At 60.9% G+C, this 14,220-nt stretch carries 15 protein-coding genes and 2 tRNA genes; 7 read left to right on the plus strand and 10 right to left on the minus strand.

The annotated features are described in order from the left end of the window. Positions 1-72: 72 nt before the first annotated feature. From LC094_RS01965 to LC094_RS01985, 5 genes are all read left to right on the plus strand, one after another. Positions 73-351, plus strand: coding sequence for a DUF3572 domain-containing protein (locus LC094_RS01965; RefSeq protein WP_226549727.1), 279 nt, complete (start codon positions 73-75; stop codon positions 349-351). Between the two features lie 9 nt (positions 352-360). Continuing rightward, positions 361-1,071, plus strand: coding sequence for an HAD family hydrolase (locus LC094_RS01970; protein ID WP_226549729.1), 711 nt, complete (start codon positions 361-363; stop codon positions 1,069-1,071). A gap of 140 nt (positions 1,072-1,211) precedes the next feature. Then, positions 1,212-1,811 carry a heme NO-binding domain-containing protein gene (locus tag LC094_RS01975; RefSeq protein ID WP_226549731.1) on the plus strand — a complete coding sequence of 200 codons (600 nt, stop codon included), beginning with the start codon at positions 1,212-1,214 and terminating at the stop codon, positions 1,809-1,811. Beyond that, positions 1,808-2,845: a GGDEF domain-containing protein gene (locus LC094_RS01980; RefSeq protein WP_226549733.1), complete on the plus strand. Its 1,038-nt coding sequence runs from the start codon at positions 1,808-1,810 to the stop codon at positions 2,843-2,845. Before LC094_RS01975 ends, LC094_RS01980 begins: the two co-directional genes overlap by 4 nt. A gap of 108 nt (positions 2,846-2,953) precedes the next feature. Further along, a tRNA-Glu gene (locus LC094_RS01985) sits at positions 2,954-3,028 on the plus strand. An 84-nt stretch (positions 3,029-3,112) separates the two neighbouring features. Here the strand turns inward: LC094_RS01985 and LC094_RS01990 are convergent. Genes LC094_RS01990 through LC094_RS02010 form a run of 5 tightly spaced genes read right to left on the minus strand, consistent with a single transcriptional unit; the run spans position 3,113 to position 7,517 of the window. Next, a complete protein-coding gene (locus tag LC094_RS01990) occupies positions 3,113-3,511 on the minus strand; it encodes a DUF2177 family protein (protein ID WP_226549736.1) in 399 nt (132 codons plus the stop codon). Between the two features lie 32 nt (positions 3,512-3,543). Further along, a complete protein-coding gene (locus tag LC094_RS01995) occupies positions 3,544-4,284 on the minus strand; it encodes an SDR family NAD(P)-dependent oxidoreductase (RefSeq protein ID WP_226549739.1) in 741 nt (246 codons plus the stop codon). Continuing rightward, on the minus strand, positions 4,277-5,431 hold the full coding sequence (locus LC094_RS02000; RefSeq protein WP_226549742.1) for an SAM-dependent methyltransferase: 1,155 nt from the start codon (positions 5,429-5,431) through the stop codon (positions 4,277-4,279). Before LC094_RS02000 ends, LC094_RS01995 begins: the two co-directional genes overlap by 8 nt. Beyond that, positions 5,431-6,195 (minus strand): DUF1365 domain-containing protein, encoded by a 765-nt coding sequence (locus tag LC094_RS02005; protein ID WP_226549745.1) that lies wholly within the window; start codon positions 6,193-6,195, stop codon positions 5,431-5,433. The genes LC094_RS02000 and LC094_RS02005 overlap by 1 nt, the downstream gene beginning before the upstream one ends. Continuing rightward, complete coding sequence (locus LC094_RS02010) at positions 6,192-7,517, minus strand: NAD(P)/FAD-dependent oxidoreductase (RefSeq protein ID WP_226549748.1); 1,326 nt, start codon at positions 7,515-7,517, stop codon at positions 6,192-6,194. Before LC094_RS02010 ends, LC094_RS02005 begins: the two co-directional genes overlap by 4 nt. A 220-nt stretch (positions 7,518-7,737) precedes the next feature. Here LC094_RS02010 and LC094_RS02015 point away from each other — a divergent pair, with 220 nt between their 5' ends. Together LC094_RS02015 and LC094_RS02020 are read left to right on the plus strand one after the other, a co-directional pair. Further along, positions 7,738-8,331, plus strand: coding sequence for a sigma-70 family RNA polymerase sigma factor (locus tag LC094_RS02015; protein ID WP_319003269.1), 594 nt, complete (start codon positions 7,738-7,740; stop codon positions 8,329-8,331). Then, positions 8,324-8,959, plus strand: coding sequence for a ChrR family anti-sigma-E factor (locus tag LC094_RS02020; RefSeq protein WP_226549751.1), 636 nt, complete (start codon positions 8,324-8,326; stop codon positions 8,957-8,959). The genes LC094_RS02015 and LC094_RS02020 overlap by 8 nt, the downstream gene beginning before the upstream one ends. Positions 8,960-9,064: 105 nt before the next feature. Here LC094_RS02020 and LC094_RS02025 read toward each other — a convergent pair. From LC094_RS02025 to LC094_RS02045, 5 genes are all read right to left on the minus strand, one after another. Beyond that, positions 9,065-9,139: transfer RNA gene (locus LC094_RS02025), tRNA-Glu, on the minus strand. A gap of 125 nt (positions 9,140-9,264) precedes the next feature. Beyond that, positions 9,265-11,010 carry a single-stranded-DNA-specific exonuclease RecJ gene (recJ, locus tag LC094_RS02030; protein ID WP_226549754.1) on the minus strand — a complete coding sequence of 582 codons (1,746 nt, stop codon included), beginning with the start codon at positions 11,008-11,010 and terminating at the stop codon, positions 9,265-9,267. Then, positions 11,003-11,551, minus strand: coding sequence for a cysteine hydrolase family protein (locus LC094_RS02035; RefSeq protein WP_226549757.1), 549 nt, complete (start codon positions 11,549-11,551; stop codon positions 11,003-11,005). Before LC094_RS02035 ends, recJ begins: the two co-directional genes overlap by 8 nt. Before the next feature lie 84 nt (positions 11,552-11,635). Then, positions 11,636-12,598: a class II fructose-bisphosphatase gene (gene glpX, locus LC094_RS02040; RefSeq protein ID WP_226549760.1), complete on the minus strand. Its 963-nt coding sequence runs from the start codon at positions 12,596-12,598 to the stop codon at positions 11,636-11,638. Between the two features lie 231 nt (positions 12,599-12,829). Continuing rightward, entirely contained in the window at positions 12,830-14,140 is a 1,311-nt protein-coding gene (locus LC094_RS02045) for a homoserine dehydrogenase (protein WP_226549763.1), read from the minus strand. Positions 14,141-14,220: the final 80 nt, after the last annotated feature.

Genomic DNA, 14,220 nt, shown 5'->3' on the forward strand with positions numbered 1-14,220 from the left:
TGTTGCCTATGGTTAAGAATGTCGGTGACAAAGGTTAAGAAACCGTTTCCAAACACCCGAGGTTATCCACAGATGCAGCAAGAATCCGCCGAGGTGATCGGCCTGAAAGTTCTGGCCTGGCTCGCCGCAGAAGAGGAAATTTTCCCAGTTTTTCTTGGGGCTAGCGGCATTACTGCTGAGGAATTGATCGCGCGCGCCTCGGAGGTTGAGATCCTGAGCGCGGTTCTCGATTTCTTAACCATGGATGACGAATGGGTGAAGGCCTGTTGCCAGGCCACGGGCCTCGATCCGTATGACCCGATGCGCGCGCGACAGGCGCTTCCGGGTGGCGCGCAAATTCACTGGACCTGAGGCCTTTCGATGATGCGCAAGATAGAGGCGATCCTGTTCGACAAAGACGGCACGCTGATGGATTTCCAAAGCAGTTGGGGGCCCTGGGGCGCGGCCATGATCACACGCCGCTGTGGGGCCGACCGGCAAAAACAGGTGGCACTCGCTGAGGCGCTTGGCATTGATCTTGCCGCAAAGCGGTTCTTGCCGCAAAGCGCCGTGATCGCGGGCACGCCCGACGAGGTTGTCACTCTGTTACAGCCGTTCTTCCCGGCCAACAGCGCGGCGGAGATCACCGGCTGGCTGGACCCCGACGCGGAGAATTTCGCGCCTGTGCCTGTGCCGGGGGTCTACGACTGTTGCGTTGCGTTACGCCAGCAGGGTCTGGGCATGGCCGTCGTGACAAATGATTTCGAAGCGGCGGCGCGGGATCATCTGTCTCAGATGGGATTGGGCGCGCTCTTTGATGCGGTCGTCGGATATGACAGCGGCTTTGGCGGCAAACCCGCGCCGGGACCCTGTCTGGGGGCTGCGGAGCGGCTAGGGGTGGCGCCTGAGGCCTGTGTGATGGTGGGGGACAGCCTGCACGATCTGGAGGCGGCGCAGCGTGCCGGGATGATCCCGGTCGCGGTGCTCACGGGTGTTGCGTCAGCCGACGAGCTCTCGGATCATGCTGCGGTGGTTTTGGACAGTGTCGCCGATCTGCCCGCGTGGCTGTCCGGCGGTAACGTCGGGGGCTGAAAACGCAGCTTTCCGGGCCGGTTTTCGAGAGAATGAGAACAATTTTAGGAGTTTATCCAAGCTGCTCAGACGGCAATTGGTAATTTCTTAAGAGTGGCCCGATACACCTCCCGCATGTGAATGTGGGAGGCATGGCGACCATGCATGGTATGATTAACCGGGCGATCCAGTGCTTTATGCGCGACACCTATGGTGCGGACACCTGGGAAAAAGTCGCGGAACAGGCGGATCTCGGGTTCGACAATTTCGAGGCGATGCTCAGCTATCCGGACCAGATCACTCTGGATGTTCTGGGCCGTGCCGCGCGGCAATTGCACAAACCGGTGGAAACCTTCCTCGAAGACCTCGGCACCTATCTTGTCTCTCATCCAAATGTTGAGGCGATCCGGCGCCTCCTGCGTTTCGGTGGCGAAAATTTCACAGAATTTCTATTTTCTCTCAATGAATTGGAAGGTCGCGCGCAACTGGCGCTGCCGGATCTCGAGGTGCCGACACTTAAGGTCGAATATGCCGAAGACGGGCGATTCCGGCTCAGTTGTTCCAGTTCGATGCCGGGATTTGGCTATGCCATGGTGGGCGTGATGCGCGCGATGGCGGATGATTACGGCGCCTTGGTGTTTCTCGAACATCAGGGCTGGATGGATTCGGGCGAGGAAATCATCACCATCAACCTGTTGGAAGCGGCCTATACCGAAGGGCGCAGTTTCGAACTCTCCGAGCGGATTGGAGGTGAGCTATGAGTGTCGTCAGGCCTGTCACATTCGATGCGGCGCCTTTCCTGTCCTTCATGCCGATGAGCCTGATCTTCGCGGATTCGGGCGTGATCCTGTCGATCGGGTCGACCCTGGCGAAACTGCGTCCGGCTGAGGAGTTGATTGGCAAAGATGTGACGGAGGTCTTCTCCGTGCGCGACAACGGGCGCGGGCAGGGTAACTGTCCGGTTCCTTTGGACACGAAACTCTATCTGAAATTCCGCACGGGGGTGACCACGCGCCTCAAAGGTATGGCGGCTTCGATTCCTGGCACTGGCGTCAACATTCTGAACCTGTCGTTTGGCATTTCCATCGTCGATGCTGTGGCGGATTATCGTCTCACCGCCGGGGATTTCGCGCATACCGATCTGGCCATTGAGATGCTCTATCTGGTCGAAGCCAAATCTGCGGTGATGGAAGAAACCAAACAGTTGAACGCACGTCTGCAGGGCGCCAAGGTGGCCGCCGAAGAACAAGCGTTCACCGACACTTTGACGGGGCTCAAAAATCGCCGCGCCATGGATCATGTGCTCAAGCGGATGCTGCGGACCCGTGTGCCCTTTGCCCTCATGCATCTTGATCTGGATTACTTCAAATCCGTCAACGATACGTTGGGGCATGCTGCCGGCGATACCGTGCTTCAGGAAGTGGCCCGGATACTCTTGGACGAAACCCGGTCGGATGATTTGGTTGCCCGCGTGGGCGGCGATGAATTCATCCTGATCTATAACCGTTTCACGGATCACACCCGGCTGCTGCAAACCGCGAAACGCATCATTTCGCGTCTCGAAGGGCCGGTGCCTTATCTGGACACTTTCTGCAAAATTTCCGGCTCCATCGGCATCACCACCACCGACTATTACAGAGCGCCGACGGCCCATGGCATGATCCATGACGCAGATCTCGCGCTTTATAGTTCGAAATACGAAGGCCGCGCGCAAGCCACCCTGTTTGATCCGGCCGTGCATCACGACACCCATATCGAGGCTGCTCCACAGGCCACATCGCAAGACAAAAGATAAGTTGGCTTGCGGTTGTTTTGGTCTGCTTTCGGGAAAATAGCGGTCCTGTTCAAAATCCCTCTTGCGCCCCCCGCCGGGATTTCATAGATACGCGCTCACACCAAGCGCGGTCCGTTCGTCTATCGGTTAGGACGCCAGGTTTTCAACCTGGAAAGAGGGGTTCGATTCCCCTACGGACTGCCACTTATCCCCCCTTAGACCTATCTATGACGTCAGGATTGACCTGTATTGGCTCGCATGGGTATGCGAGGGCGTGTTGTTGCGATTTTAACTGAAATTGCGCGCAATCAGGACACCGATCCAGGCCGACATTCCGGTCAAAACCCCGCCCCAGATCGTGTCCGTCATGACCTGTTGCAGCGACCAGTCCTTGAGCGTCGCGTAATTGGTGAATTCATAGGTGCCATAGGCCAAAAGCCCCAAAAGCACGCCGCCGATCAGCGCCGCGACAGGGTCATTGTCCTTGAGCGCTGGCCACGAGACAAACCACAACAGACCCGCGACATAGCCCAGATAGAACAGTGCCGCAGGGCCCAGTCGGAAGGGATCGGCGAAGAGATGGCCGATGTGGCGTTCGAACACCGGTTTGATCAACAGGCGCAGCCCGATGGCGTCCACGATGAAAAAGATCAGGGCGGTGGAAACATAGAGACTCGCGAGTTTCATAACGTGCTCCTTGGTGGCGTCTTTTGCGATGGTTATTGAACGAGGCGGCGGGTCAGTGGCAGGGAGGCCCAATAGGGCAAGGCGCGCATCAGTTTGAGGACGAGCGTCAGTCGACGTGGAAAATGCACTTCGAATCGCCGCTCATTCAGCCCCTTCACGATACACTCCGCGGCGCGCTCCGGCGGAATCACGGCGGGCATTTCAAAATTGTTTTGCGCTGTCAGCCGCGTGTCGACAAACCCCGGGCTGATCAGGCGCACATCGATCTGGCCGCCCCATTCCGCGCGCAGGCTTTCGACCAGATTGATCACCCCGGCCTTGGTGGCGGAGTAAATCTGACCCTGCGGCAGTCCGATATAGCCCGCGACGGAGCCGCAGAGCGCCAATTGCCCGCCAGCCCGCAACAAAGGCGGCGCGATCTGGGCGATGTGGAAGCTGCCCATGAGATTGACCGTGACAAGCTGTGCCGCGCGCTCAGGGTCCAAGTCCTTGATCTTGCCGGGATCATAGAGCGCGGCGAGATGGATGATACGGTCGAGCGGGCCTATGGCGGTGATCTTTTCCGCCGCCGCCTCAAGGCTGTGTCGATCACTCACATCGAGTGCCACTGCGCGATGTGCGGCCCCGAGCCGGTCGGCCAAGGCGGTCAACCTGTCCTCGGAGCGCGCTGAGAGAATGAGATGCGCGCCCGTCGCCGCATAGGCCTCGGCCAGCTTTTCGCCGATGCCGTCGGAGGCGCCTATGATCCATATGCGGTCCGGGGCGTCAGGCATGGCGCAGTTCCACCTGCACGACATCGGTCTGACCCGCAGCAAAGGAGGCGGCACAGATGCCGAGGTAGAATCGCCAGCTGCGCAGGAACGCCTCGCCATAGCCGAGACGCTTCACCCGCGCGGTCTGTGCCGTCAAACGCTGATCCCAGAGCGCGCAGGTGCGGGCGTAATCTGCACCGAAGGCAAAGTGATCCGTGACCTTGAGACCAGCCCTTGCGGCCTGATCAAAGATCACCCGGTCGCTGAGCAACATGCCGCCCGGAAACGTATGTTGGCGAATGTAATCGGCGCTTTTGCGGTAGGTTTCGAAATAGCTGTTTGGCACGGTGATGGCCTGTACCATGGCGCGCCCGCCCTCACCCATCCGCGCTTTGAGGGTCGCGAAATAGGTCGGCCAATAGGTTTCGCCCACCGCTTCGATCATCTCGATAGAGACGATATGGTCAAAGCGGCCTTGGGTTTTGCGGTAGTCCTGAAGGCGAATTTCGGCGCGTCCATCAAGGCGCGCGTCGGCATAGCCTTTTTGGCTGGGAGAAACCGTCAGCCCCGTCACATGGTGCCCGGCCTCGGCGGCGCGTTCGGCAAACCCGCCCCAGCCGCAGCCGATCTCCAGCACGCGCTCGCCCTTCAAACGGTTGAGAATGCGGTCGTATTTCTGCGCTTGAGCCGTCGCCAAATCGGTCTGATCGCCCGCAAACAGCGCCGAGGAATAGGTCATGCTGTCGTCGAGCCAAAGCTGATAGAACTCATTGCCGACGTCGTAATGCGCGCGGATGTTTCGGGCCGCGCCGCGCGGGGTATTGGCGCGCATCAGGCGGTTCACGACCCGGTATTTCAGCGTGTTCCAAAAGCCTGCGTAGGCGTAGCCGCGAAACTGGTAGAGGTTGCGCAGCGCCATCTCGGTCAGATCCTGCACCGAACTCGTATCCCAAAGCCCCGCGACATAGGTTTCGCCGAGACCAATATCACCGCGCGCGGCAATCGCGGTCACCACGGACCAGTCGTAAATTTGCATCTCGGCAGCGGGGGTGCCGCGGCCAAAATCAAAAATCTCTCCCTCGGGCGTATGGAGCCGCAAACTGCCCTCGTTGATTTGGGCGCAGGTGTCTAAGAAGTCGCGTTTCACGCGGTTGGTAAGGAACAACATCAGCTGACCTCCTGTTCAGGCGGTGTTGGGCGGGTGCGGTAGGTCGCCCCTTTGAGTTTCAGGCGCAGGGCTTGCCAATAGATCAGAATGATCGTGCGCAGCGCGCCCAGCGGGCGGCGGAACGCAGCTTTGACAAAATCCAGATTGGTCATCGGCTGACGCGGGCCGGAGAGTGTCGCGATGACGCCCTCATCCCCGTTCCGATGCAGAATGCGGATGGCGATTTGATCGCCCAGAATGCCAAAGCCGAACTCATAGCCGCCTTTGATCTCTTGAAAGGGCGAAACGTGTAGGGCTTTCGGTTTTTCCAGACGCGTTTTCACCGTGAGGGGCGCGAAATTGCCGTCGTTGCAAAAGTAGGAATGCCGGTCGCCAAAAGGGGTCGAGACCTCCGCGATCACCGCGATCAGGTCCGGTCCGCGATAAATCAGCCAAAAGCTCACCGGGTTGAACACATAGCCAAGAAAACGCGGCTGGGTCAGGAGGTAGAGTTTCAGATCGGGGTCGGTGAGCCCGTGATCCGCCATGACCTCGCGCGCCCAGACCGCGCCGCGCCCCTGTTTGAGCGGACCGCCGTGGTCGATGTCATGGACGGAAAACAGGTTGAACCGATTGCGGGAAAACAAAAGAGGCGTCGGTTGATCCACCTCTGGTTCAATCAGCACATAATCCACGCCGTAACGAAACCCATGGCTCACGGCGCCTCGGCGTTTGTGCATCGTCACCGCTGGGATGTGATGCGGTATGCTCTTCCCAGTGGTCATGCGACGGAGCGTTCCAGATCGCGGTTCATGCGGCTGTCCATCAGGCGTTTGATTCGCACCGCACTGGCAAAGCCGTCCTCATGAAAGCCGTGCCGCGTGTAGGCGCCCGCAAACCAGGTGTTGTTCTCGCCCTGCATCTCGGCCAAGCGGTTTTGCGCGGCCAAAGCCGGACCGTCGAAGACCGGATGCCGAAACGTCGTCTGGTCGTAGATCATCTCGTCGCGCACCGGCTGGGCTGGGTTCAAAGAGACAAAGAGCGGATCGCTCTCCGGGATATTTTGCAGTTTGTTCATCCAATAGGTGACGCCGATCGCGGTTTCCGTTTTCGTCGTGTCGGCCTTGTAAACCCAGCTCGACCAGACCTTTTTGCGCATCGGCATCTGCGTGGTGTCACGGTGCAGGATCACCTCATTGTCTTGGAACCGCATGGCCGAAAGTGTCGCTTGTTCCGCCTGCGTCGGACGGTCCAGAAGCCGCAGGGCCTGATCGGAATGGCAGGCGAAAATCACATGATCGAAGGGCTCCAAAGGCCCCGCGGCACTGTGCACCAAGCTTTGCGTGCCGAATCGGGTGACGCCCTGAACCGGCGTGCCGGGGCGAAGCGCCACGCCCTGCCCACGCAGGTGATGCTCAAGGCGCGTGACATAGGACTGGCTGCCGCCCTCGACGGTCCACCATTGGTGCTGGCCCGAGGTGCTCAAAAGCGCGTGGTTGCGGAAGAACTGCACCAGAGCGCGGGCCGGAAAAGCGCGGATTTGATCCGGCGGCGTGGACCAGATCGCACCCGACAAGGGCGTCAGGTAAAAGCGTTGAAACCATTCCCCCAAGCGCAGCTCATCCATCAACGCGCCGATGGTCAGCGTGTCATCTTTGGCAAGCTCTTCGGCACGGGCATTAAAGCGCAGAACATCGCGGATCATGCGGGCAAAACCGGGCCGCGCGAGGTTGCGTTTCTGGGCGGTCAGGGCCGTGAGGTCATTGAGGCCATATTCGATCCGGCCTTGGTCAATGCTGGCACCAAAACTCATATCGCTTTTGATCACCGGCACGTCGAGCTCCATGAACATGCGCGTCAGATGCGGGTAATTGGCGTAGTTGAAGACGATAAACCCGGTGTCGACCGGCTGATCGCCGTTCATCCCGGCCATCACAGTACGGGCGTGCCCACCCAGCCGCGGCGCGGCCTCGAACAGCGTCACCGCATGGTTTGGTGCCAAAAGATAGGCTGCCGCCAGCCCCGAGATGCCGCCGCCGATGATGGCAACACGCGCAGCACCTGGATCGGAACGCTGAGGCTCGAAAGGAAGGGCATCGAATGACATCGGGGACTCCGCTCTGGTTTGCCGCTTGTTTTGAGGAGAATACGGACGTCCGAGAAAAATAGATCAAATATGGATCAAAAATGATCCGACTTTCTTTTGCGCCCGTAAAAAGACTATGTTGGTTGCAAGCACAGATCATCCCGCGACATCTCGCAGGGGTCACCAGCGCCCACCTCCGGCGATCCCGTCGGGTGGGTGCGAGGAAAGGGCGCGCAAGACCATGACATATGTGACCTCGCCCGATCCCGATCCCGCTGATACGGCGGGGTTCTCGCAGGAAACGCTCTGGATGCTCGCCGTGCGCGATCAGCGGGACAAGGCGGCTTTTTCGGCACTTTTCGATCATTTCGCGCCCCGGCTCAAAGGTTTTATCATGCGCTCCGGCATGGGCGGCGGGCAGGCTGAGGAAGTCGTGCAAGAGGTCATGCTGACGGTCTGGCGGAAGGCGGATCTGTTCGATCCGGGCCGGGCGCAGGTGTCCGGCTGGATTTACCAAATTGCGCGAAATCGACAGATCGATGTGATCCGAAAGGAAAACCGGCCCGTACCCGAAGAGCTTTATGAGGATCAGGGCAGCATGCCTGACGCCAGTCAGGTCGTGGGCTTGGAACAGGAAGCCAATGAATTGCGACAGGCGCTCGGTCGGTTGAAGCCGGACCAGCGCGAGATGATAGAAAAGGCCTATCTGGGCGAATTGACCCATCAGGAGATCAAATCGCAAACCGGCCTGCCGCTTGGCACAATCAAATCCCGGATTCGTCTGGGATTGGAGAGATTGCGCCATGAATTGAAGGACATGAGGACAGATGACTGAGATCACGCATCATATCCCCGACGCCTTGATGGCGGCCTACACGGCAGGGTCTTTGCCCGAGCCCTACGCCTTGGTTGTGGCGACGCATGTGTCGATGTGTCTGGAGTGCCACGCAAGCTATGAGGCGCATCAGGCGCTTGGGGGCGCGGTGCTTGAGACCTCTGGCGAGGCGGCTGTGTCCGAGGCCTTGAAGTCCGATGTGTTGGCGCTGTTGGACGCCCCCGTGGCCTCCGAGCCGGTCTACAAACGCACCGGCGTTTACCCCGGGCCGATCATGACCGCGCTGAAAGGCCGCGCGCCAAAGTGGAAATCTCTGGGCCTTGGGGTGCGTCAATGCATTCTGTCTGGCAATGCCGAAGGCTCCGTGCGGCTTCTGTACATTCCGCCGGGGCAGGCGGTGCCGGATCACGGGCACAATGGTCTTGAGATGACATTGGTTCTGCAAGGCAGTTTCAGCGACGAAACCGGGTGGTTCGGTGTCGGTGATGTTGAATTGGCCGATCAGGACTTGGAACACACGCCGATTGCCGATGCCGGCCCGCCCTGTATTTGCCTTGCCGCGACAGATGCGCCTTTGCGCTTCAACTCCTTCGTGCCGCGTCTGTTGCAGCCGATTTTCCGCATTTGAATCGCCTTGGGCGGTTCAAAGCGCCTGAGCACCGAATGGAAGCATCCGCCCGAGGCTCACTGAGCCCGAGACATGATCTGCACTTCGATTTTCGAGGGAGGGAAGTGGCAGTCCGTAGGGGAATCGAACCCCTCTTTCCAGGTTGAAAACCTGGCGTCCTAACCGATAGACGAACGGACCGCGCTTGGTGTGAGCGCGTATCTATGAAATCCCGGCGGGGGGCGCAAGAGGTATTTTGTCTTTCGCGTGCGTTTTTTGAAAAACTTGTGACAGGGGGCGATGTTGCATCGGGAATGCGCCGGGCTTTACGCCTCCGCCGCATCCTCAAGACGCAGTTGCACCGATTGTCTCCCGCCCCAAGTGTTGATCTCCAGACGTCCCGCCAGATGGAACCGTGCGCCGCCGTGGCGTTCGAGCGCGGGGCCGAGCGGACCGTCGAAAGCGCCAAAGCTGATCGCATCGATGCGCGGGCCGACACCGGCGGAAAACGTCACCTTGAGATGGCTTTCACCGACGCGTCGGGCGAAATGAATGGCGCAGTCGGGGAAGGCAAAGCGCGGGGCAGGGGCCGAGGCGCCATAGGGGCCGGCGGCCTCCAGTTGTGCGATCAACTCAGGCGTGGCGGCGGCGGGCATCAAAAGCCCGTCGAGTTTCAAATCCGACGGCCCAAGATCGCCCGCGCCCTGTTTTGCCAACAGCTCGGCCAGCCGCTCCATCGCGGGCTCTAACTGGTCGCGCATCACGGTCAAACCCGCCGCCATTTTGTGCCCGCCGCCTTTGACCAAAAGCCCCTCGGAGGCCAGTCTCTGGATCGAGGCGCCGAGATCGACGCCGCTCACAGACCGCCCGGAGCCTTTGCCGACGCCGTCCTCGTCGAAACCGATGACCACAGCCGGGCGATTGGTGGATTCTTTCAGGCGCGAGGCGACGATGCCCACGACGCCGGGGTGCCATCCGTCACCTGCGGCCCACACGAGAGGGGCCTCCAGCCCGCGCAGTTCGGCCTGCACCAGCGCCTCGGCGCGCACGGCGTTCTCCACCTCGCGGCGTTCGGTGTTGAGCTGATCGAGCCGCTCAGCGAGCGCCTGCGCCTCATGCGGGTCTTCGGTGGACAACAGCCGCGCGCCGAGATCCGCCGCGCCGATCCGCCCGCCCGCATTGATCCGGGGGCCGAGCATGAAGCCCAATGAATAAGAGGAGGGCGCCGAATCCATGCGGGACACATCGGCCAGCGCGCGCAATCCGATGCGCTCGCGTCGGGCCATGACCTTGAGGCCTTGGCGCACCAGCGCGCGGTTCACGCCGATCAGGGGCGCGACGTCGGCGACGGTGGCGAGCGCCACGAGATCGAGCATCGCCATGAGATCGGGGCCTTTGGCACCCTCCGCGCGCATCTGACGCCCCGCTTCGACGAGCATGAGAAACACCACGGAGGCGGCGCAGAGATGCGCCAGATCGCCGCTCTCATCCTGGCGGTTCGGGTTCACCACGGCGACGCAATCGGGCAGGGTCTCGCCGCCCAGGTGGTGATCCAACACGACCACATCCGCGCCCTTGGCCGCGGCGATGGCGTCATGGGAGAGCGTGCCGCAATCGACACAGATGATCAGGTCGTGATCCCGGGCCAGCGCCTCCATCGCGGGCTCATTCGGCCCATAGCCCTCGTCGATCCGGTCGGGAATATAGAGCGTCGCCGGGCGCCCCATCTGCCTGAGCCAGGTGATCAAAAGCGCAGCCGACGTGCCGCCATCGACATCGTAATCGGCGAAAACGGCGACTTTCTCATGGGCTTTCACCGCTTTGAGAAAGCGCGTCGCCGCCACGCCCATATCCTTGAGCGTCAAAGGATCGGGCAGCAACTCTTTGAGCTTCGGATCGAGAAAACCCGCGACCTCTTCGGGTGTCACACCGCGACGGGCGAGAGTTTGACACAACGGCAAGGGCAGGGCGGTTTGCTGCGCCAGAGCCTCGGCCTGACGGTCACGCTCGACCGAAGGGCCGACCCAGCGGCGGCCTGTGAGGGAGGCGGAGACATTGAGAAAATCAGCCATGGTTCACAATATCGCTGACGCTGCGGGCAGATGCAAATTCGCCGTGCAGGTGGCTGACGGCAGAGGTGTGAATCTCTTCGGCGGACATCTTGGGCAGGGCGGCCCAGGAGGTGTCGGCGTTGCTCTCAAACGCGGCGCAGGCATCATGCGCCAGCGTCACGGCAAATCCGAGGTTGGCGGCCATGCGCGCGGTGGTCGAGACGCAATGCGGCGTGGTGAGCCCGCAGATCACCAGATCGGTGCATCCTGTTTGACGCAAATGCGCCTCAAGGCCGGTGCCGATAAAGGCGGAATTGACGGATTTTTCGAAAATGAACTCACCGGCAAGGGGCGTCACCTCGGCTTTGAAGGTCAGACCCTCTCCTGACAGGGGCGAGCCCGTTTCGTGAGAGGCATGGCGAATGTGGATCACTTCCCAATTCTCTGTGCGGGCATGGGTCAAAAGGCGTCCGGCGTTGGCCTCCGCGTCAGGGGCGTTGCGGGGCCCCCAGCTCGGGGCGTCGAACCCGGTTTGAATGTCGATGAGAATGAGTGCGCGCATAAGAAAATCCCTTCGCGGGTCATTTGCCAGCGAAGGGAGAACAATGTCCAGACCCGGGACGGTTTTGCCCGTCCCAAGCGGGGTTTACTTGATCGGGTTGCGGTAGGTCATGTGACGCACAGAGCCGGTTTTCGAGCGCATCAGGATGGTTTCCGTGGTCAGAAAGCCCGGCTCGCGTTTGATCCCCGGCACGATGGAGCCGTCGGTCACGCCGGTGGCGGCGAAGATCACGTCGGAGGTCACCAGCTCGTCGCGGGAATAGATCTTGTCGAGATCGGTGATGCCTGCTTTGGCGGCACGGCCACGCTCGTCATCGTTGCGGAACAACAGCTTGCCCCACATCTGACCGCCCATGCATTTCAATGCGGAAGCCGCCAGAACGCCCTCAGGCGCGCCACCGGAGCCCATGTACATGTCGATGCCGGTTTTCGGCTCGGCGCAGTGGATCACACCGGCGACATCGCCATCGGTGATCAGGCGGATCGCCGCACCCGTGGCGCGCAGCTCGGCGATCATGTCCTCGTGACGCGGACGTTCGAGCACGCAGAGCGTGATCTCTTTCGGCGTGACACCTTTGGCTTTCGCGAGCGCCTCGACGCGTTCGGTCGGGGTCATGTCCAGCGAGACGACATCTTTCGGATAGCCCGGCCCGATCGCCAGTTTTTCCATGTAAACGTCCGGGGCGTGCAACAACGTGCCACGCGGCGCCATGGCGATCACGGTCAGCGCGTTCGGCATGTCTTTCGCGGTCAGCGTGGTGCCTTCGAGCGGGTCTAGCGCGATGTCCACCGCCGGGCCGTTGCCGGTGCCGACATTTTCACCGATGTAGAGCATTGGAGCCTCGTCGCGTTCGCCTTCGCCGATCACCACGACGCCCTGAATGTCCAGAGAGTTGAGCTGTTCGCGCATGGCGTTCACAGCGGCCTGGTCCGCGGCTTTCTCGTCACCGTGGCCGACGTAATCGGCGGAGGCGATGGCGGCCTGTTCGGCCACACGGGCGAGGCCAAGGGAAAGCATGCGGTCATAAAAAGCGGGGGCTTGCGACATAGTGTAGGGGTCCTTTTGAGACGGACAGGAAGTTCTGTTCTTCTTCATGACCACATGTTCCCAAGCGGAGCAAGGGTGCTGGGTCCTTCAGGGCGCTAACATTTCGATGTTTGCGCCAACACGCTGATCTGGATGAAATTTTTACAACAGTTGCGTCTCAATTGCATGGCAATTGAACAGGCCAGATCCCGAGGGTTTCAGACGTGAGGTCGGGGCCAGAGGCCCCAACCGTCAGACGTTTTCGATGCGGATTGCGACGGGATCGGTCGCCAGCACGGAGGTGGCTTTCATCCCCGCCAAAGCGGCATCGAGAGAGCTGCGCGAGGTGGCATCGGTGACGATCAGAACCGGCGCGACTTCCGGGTTGGCGTCTTGGCCGTATTGGCGCATCCGGTCGATGGAAACGCCTGCGTCGCCCAGAGCGGCGGCGATTTTCGCCAAGGCGCCGGGTTTGTCCAAAAGCGACATGCGCAAATAGTAAGGCGCAGGCGTCGCGGCCACGGCAGGGGTGGATTTGTCCAGTGTCGTCGCCGGTGCGCCAAAAGTCGGCACACGGATGCCGCGCGCAATGTCCAAAACGTCGGACATGACGGCGGAGGCGGTGGGGCCTTCGCCAGCGCCCGCACCACGGAGCACAATCTGGCCGACTTCGTCGCCTTCGAGCACGACCATATTGGTGGCGTTCTCAAGTTGGCCGAGCGGAGAGAGCGCAGGCACGAGGCAGGGCGTCATGCGTTGTTCAAGGCCACGGCCCGTCATTTGGGCCACACCCAAAAGCTTGATGCGATAGCCCATATCGGCGGCGTGGCGGATGTCCTCGATGGTGATCCGCTCGATGCCTTCGAGGACCATATTGTCGAAATCGACCTGCGTGCCGAACCCGATGGCGGCCAGAAGCGCCAGTTTGTGCCCGGCATCGATGCCGCCCACGTCGAGCGTCGGATCGGCTTCGAGATAGCCAAGCGCCTTGGCGGCCTCAAAGACCTCATCGTAAGACAGGCCCTCATTCTCCATCCGGGTCAGGATGTAGTTGCAGGTGCCGTTCATCACGCCCGCGATGCGCTCGATCCGGTTGCCCGCCAAGCCCTCGGTCAGCGATTTGATCACCGGGATGCCACCGGCGACAGCGGCCTCAAACCGCAGCACGGCGCCTTTGGCTTCGGCCTTTTCCGCAAGCATCTGACCGTGGTGGGCAAGCATCGCCTTATTGGCGGTGACGACATCCTTGCCGACCGCCAGAGCGGCTTCGGTCGCGGCCTTGGCCGGACCATCGGAGCCGCCCATCAGCTCGACGAAGAGGTCCACGTCGTCACGCAGCGCCAAAGCGACCGGATCGTCTTCCCAGGCGTAGTTTGAAATATCGACGCCGCGATCCTTGTCCTTCGAACGGGCAGAGACGGCGGTGATCACCACGGGGCGACCGGTGCGTTGCGCCAGAAGATTGGCCTTGCGCTGGACGATCTTGATCACGCCGACGCCAACGGTGCCAAGGCCTGCAATGCCGAGACGCAGGGGGGCTTGGGAGGACGTAGGTTTGGGCATGAGAAGCTCCGGCTGGGTGAGAAAACTGACCGTTCTGATAGCGGCGAACGGGGGCATATGCAACTCATGTTGGACAGGGG

Origin of the sequence: Celeribacter naphthalenivorans (assembly GCF_020524585.1) — a bacterium.
Classification (GTDB): domain Bacteria; phylum Pseudomonadota; class Alphaproteobacteria; order Rhodobacterales; family Rhodobacteraceae; genus Celeribacter; species Celeribacter naphthalenivorans.

Coding starts and splice junctions, on each gene's coding strand:
- LC094_RS01970 (WP_226549729.1), top strand. CDS start 361: ATGATGCGCAAGATAGAGGCGATCCTGTTCGACAAAGACGGCACGCTG.
- LC094_RS01975 (WP_226549731.1), top strand. CDS start 1,212: ATGCATGGTATGATTAACCGGGCGATCCAGTGCTTTATGCGCGACACC.
- recJ (WP_226549754.1), bottom strand. CDS start 11,010: ATGGCTGATTTTCTCAATGTCTCCGCCTCCCTCACAGGCCGCCGCTGG.
- LC094_RS02035 (WP_226549757.1), bottom strand. CDS start 11,551: ATGCGCGCACTCATTCTCATCGACATTCAAACCGGGTTCGACGCCCCG.
- LC094_RS01990 (WP_226549736.1), bottom strand. CDS start 3,511: ATGAAACTCGCGAGTCTCTATGTTTCCACCGCCCTGATCTTTTTCATC.
- LC094_RS02000 (WP_226549742.1), bottom strand. CDS start 5,431: ATGTTGTTCCTTACCAACCGCGTGAAACGCGACTTCTTAGACACCTGC.
- LC094_RS02020 (WP_226549751.1), top strand. CDS start 8,324: ATGACTGAGATCACGCATCATATCCCCGACGCCTTGATGGCGGCCTAC.
- LC094_RS02010 (WP_226549748.1), bottom strand. CDS start 7,517: ATGTCATTCGATGCCCTTCCTTTCGAGCCTCAGCGTTCCGATCCAGGT.
- LC094_RS02015 (WP_319003269.1), top strand. CDS start 7,738: ATGACATATGTGACCTCGCCCGATCCCGATCCCGCTGATACGGCGGGG.
- glpX (WP_226549760.1), bottom strand. CDS start 12,598: ATGTCGCAAGCCCCCGCTTTTTATGACCGCATGCTTTCCCTTGGCCTC.
- LC094_RS02005 (WP_226549745.1), bottom strand. CDS start 6,195: ATGACCACTGGGAAGAGCATACCGCATCACATCCCAGCGGTGACGATG.
- LC094_RS01980 (WP_226549733.1), top strand. CDS start 1,808: ATGAGTGTCGTCAGGCCTGTCACATTCGATGCGGCGCCTTTCCTGTCC.
- LC094_RS01965 (WP_226549727.1), top strand. CDS start 73: ATGCAGCAAGAATCCGCCGAGGTGATCGGCCTGAAAGTTCTGGCCTGG.
- LC094_RS01995 (WP_226549739.1), bottom strand. CDS start 4,284: ATGCCTGACGCCCCGGACCGCATATGGATCATAGGCGCCTCCGACGGC.
- LC094_RS02045 (WP_226549763.1), bottom strand. CDS start 14,140: ATGCCCAAACCTACGTCCTCCCAAGCCCCCCTGCGTCTCGGCATTGCA.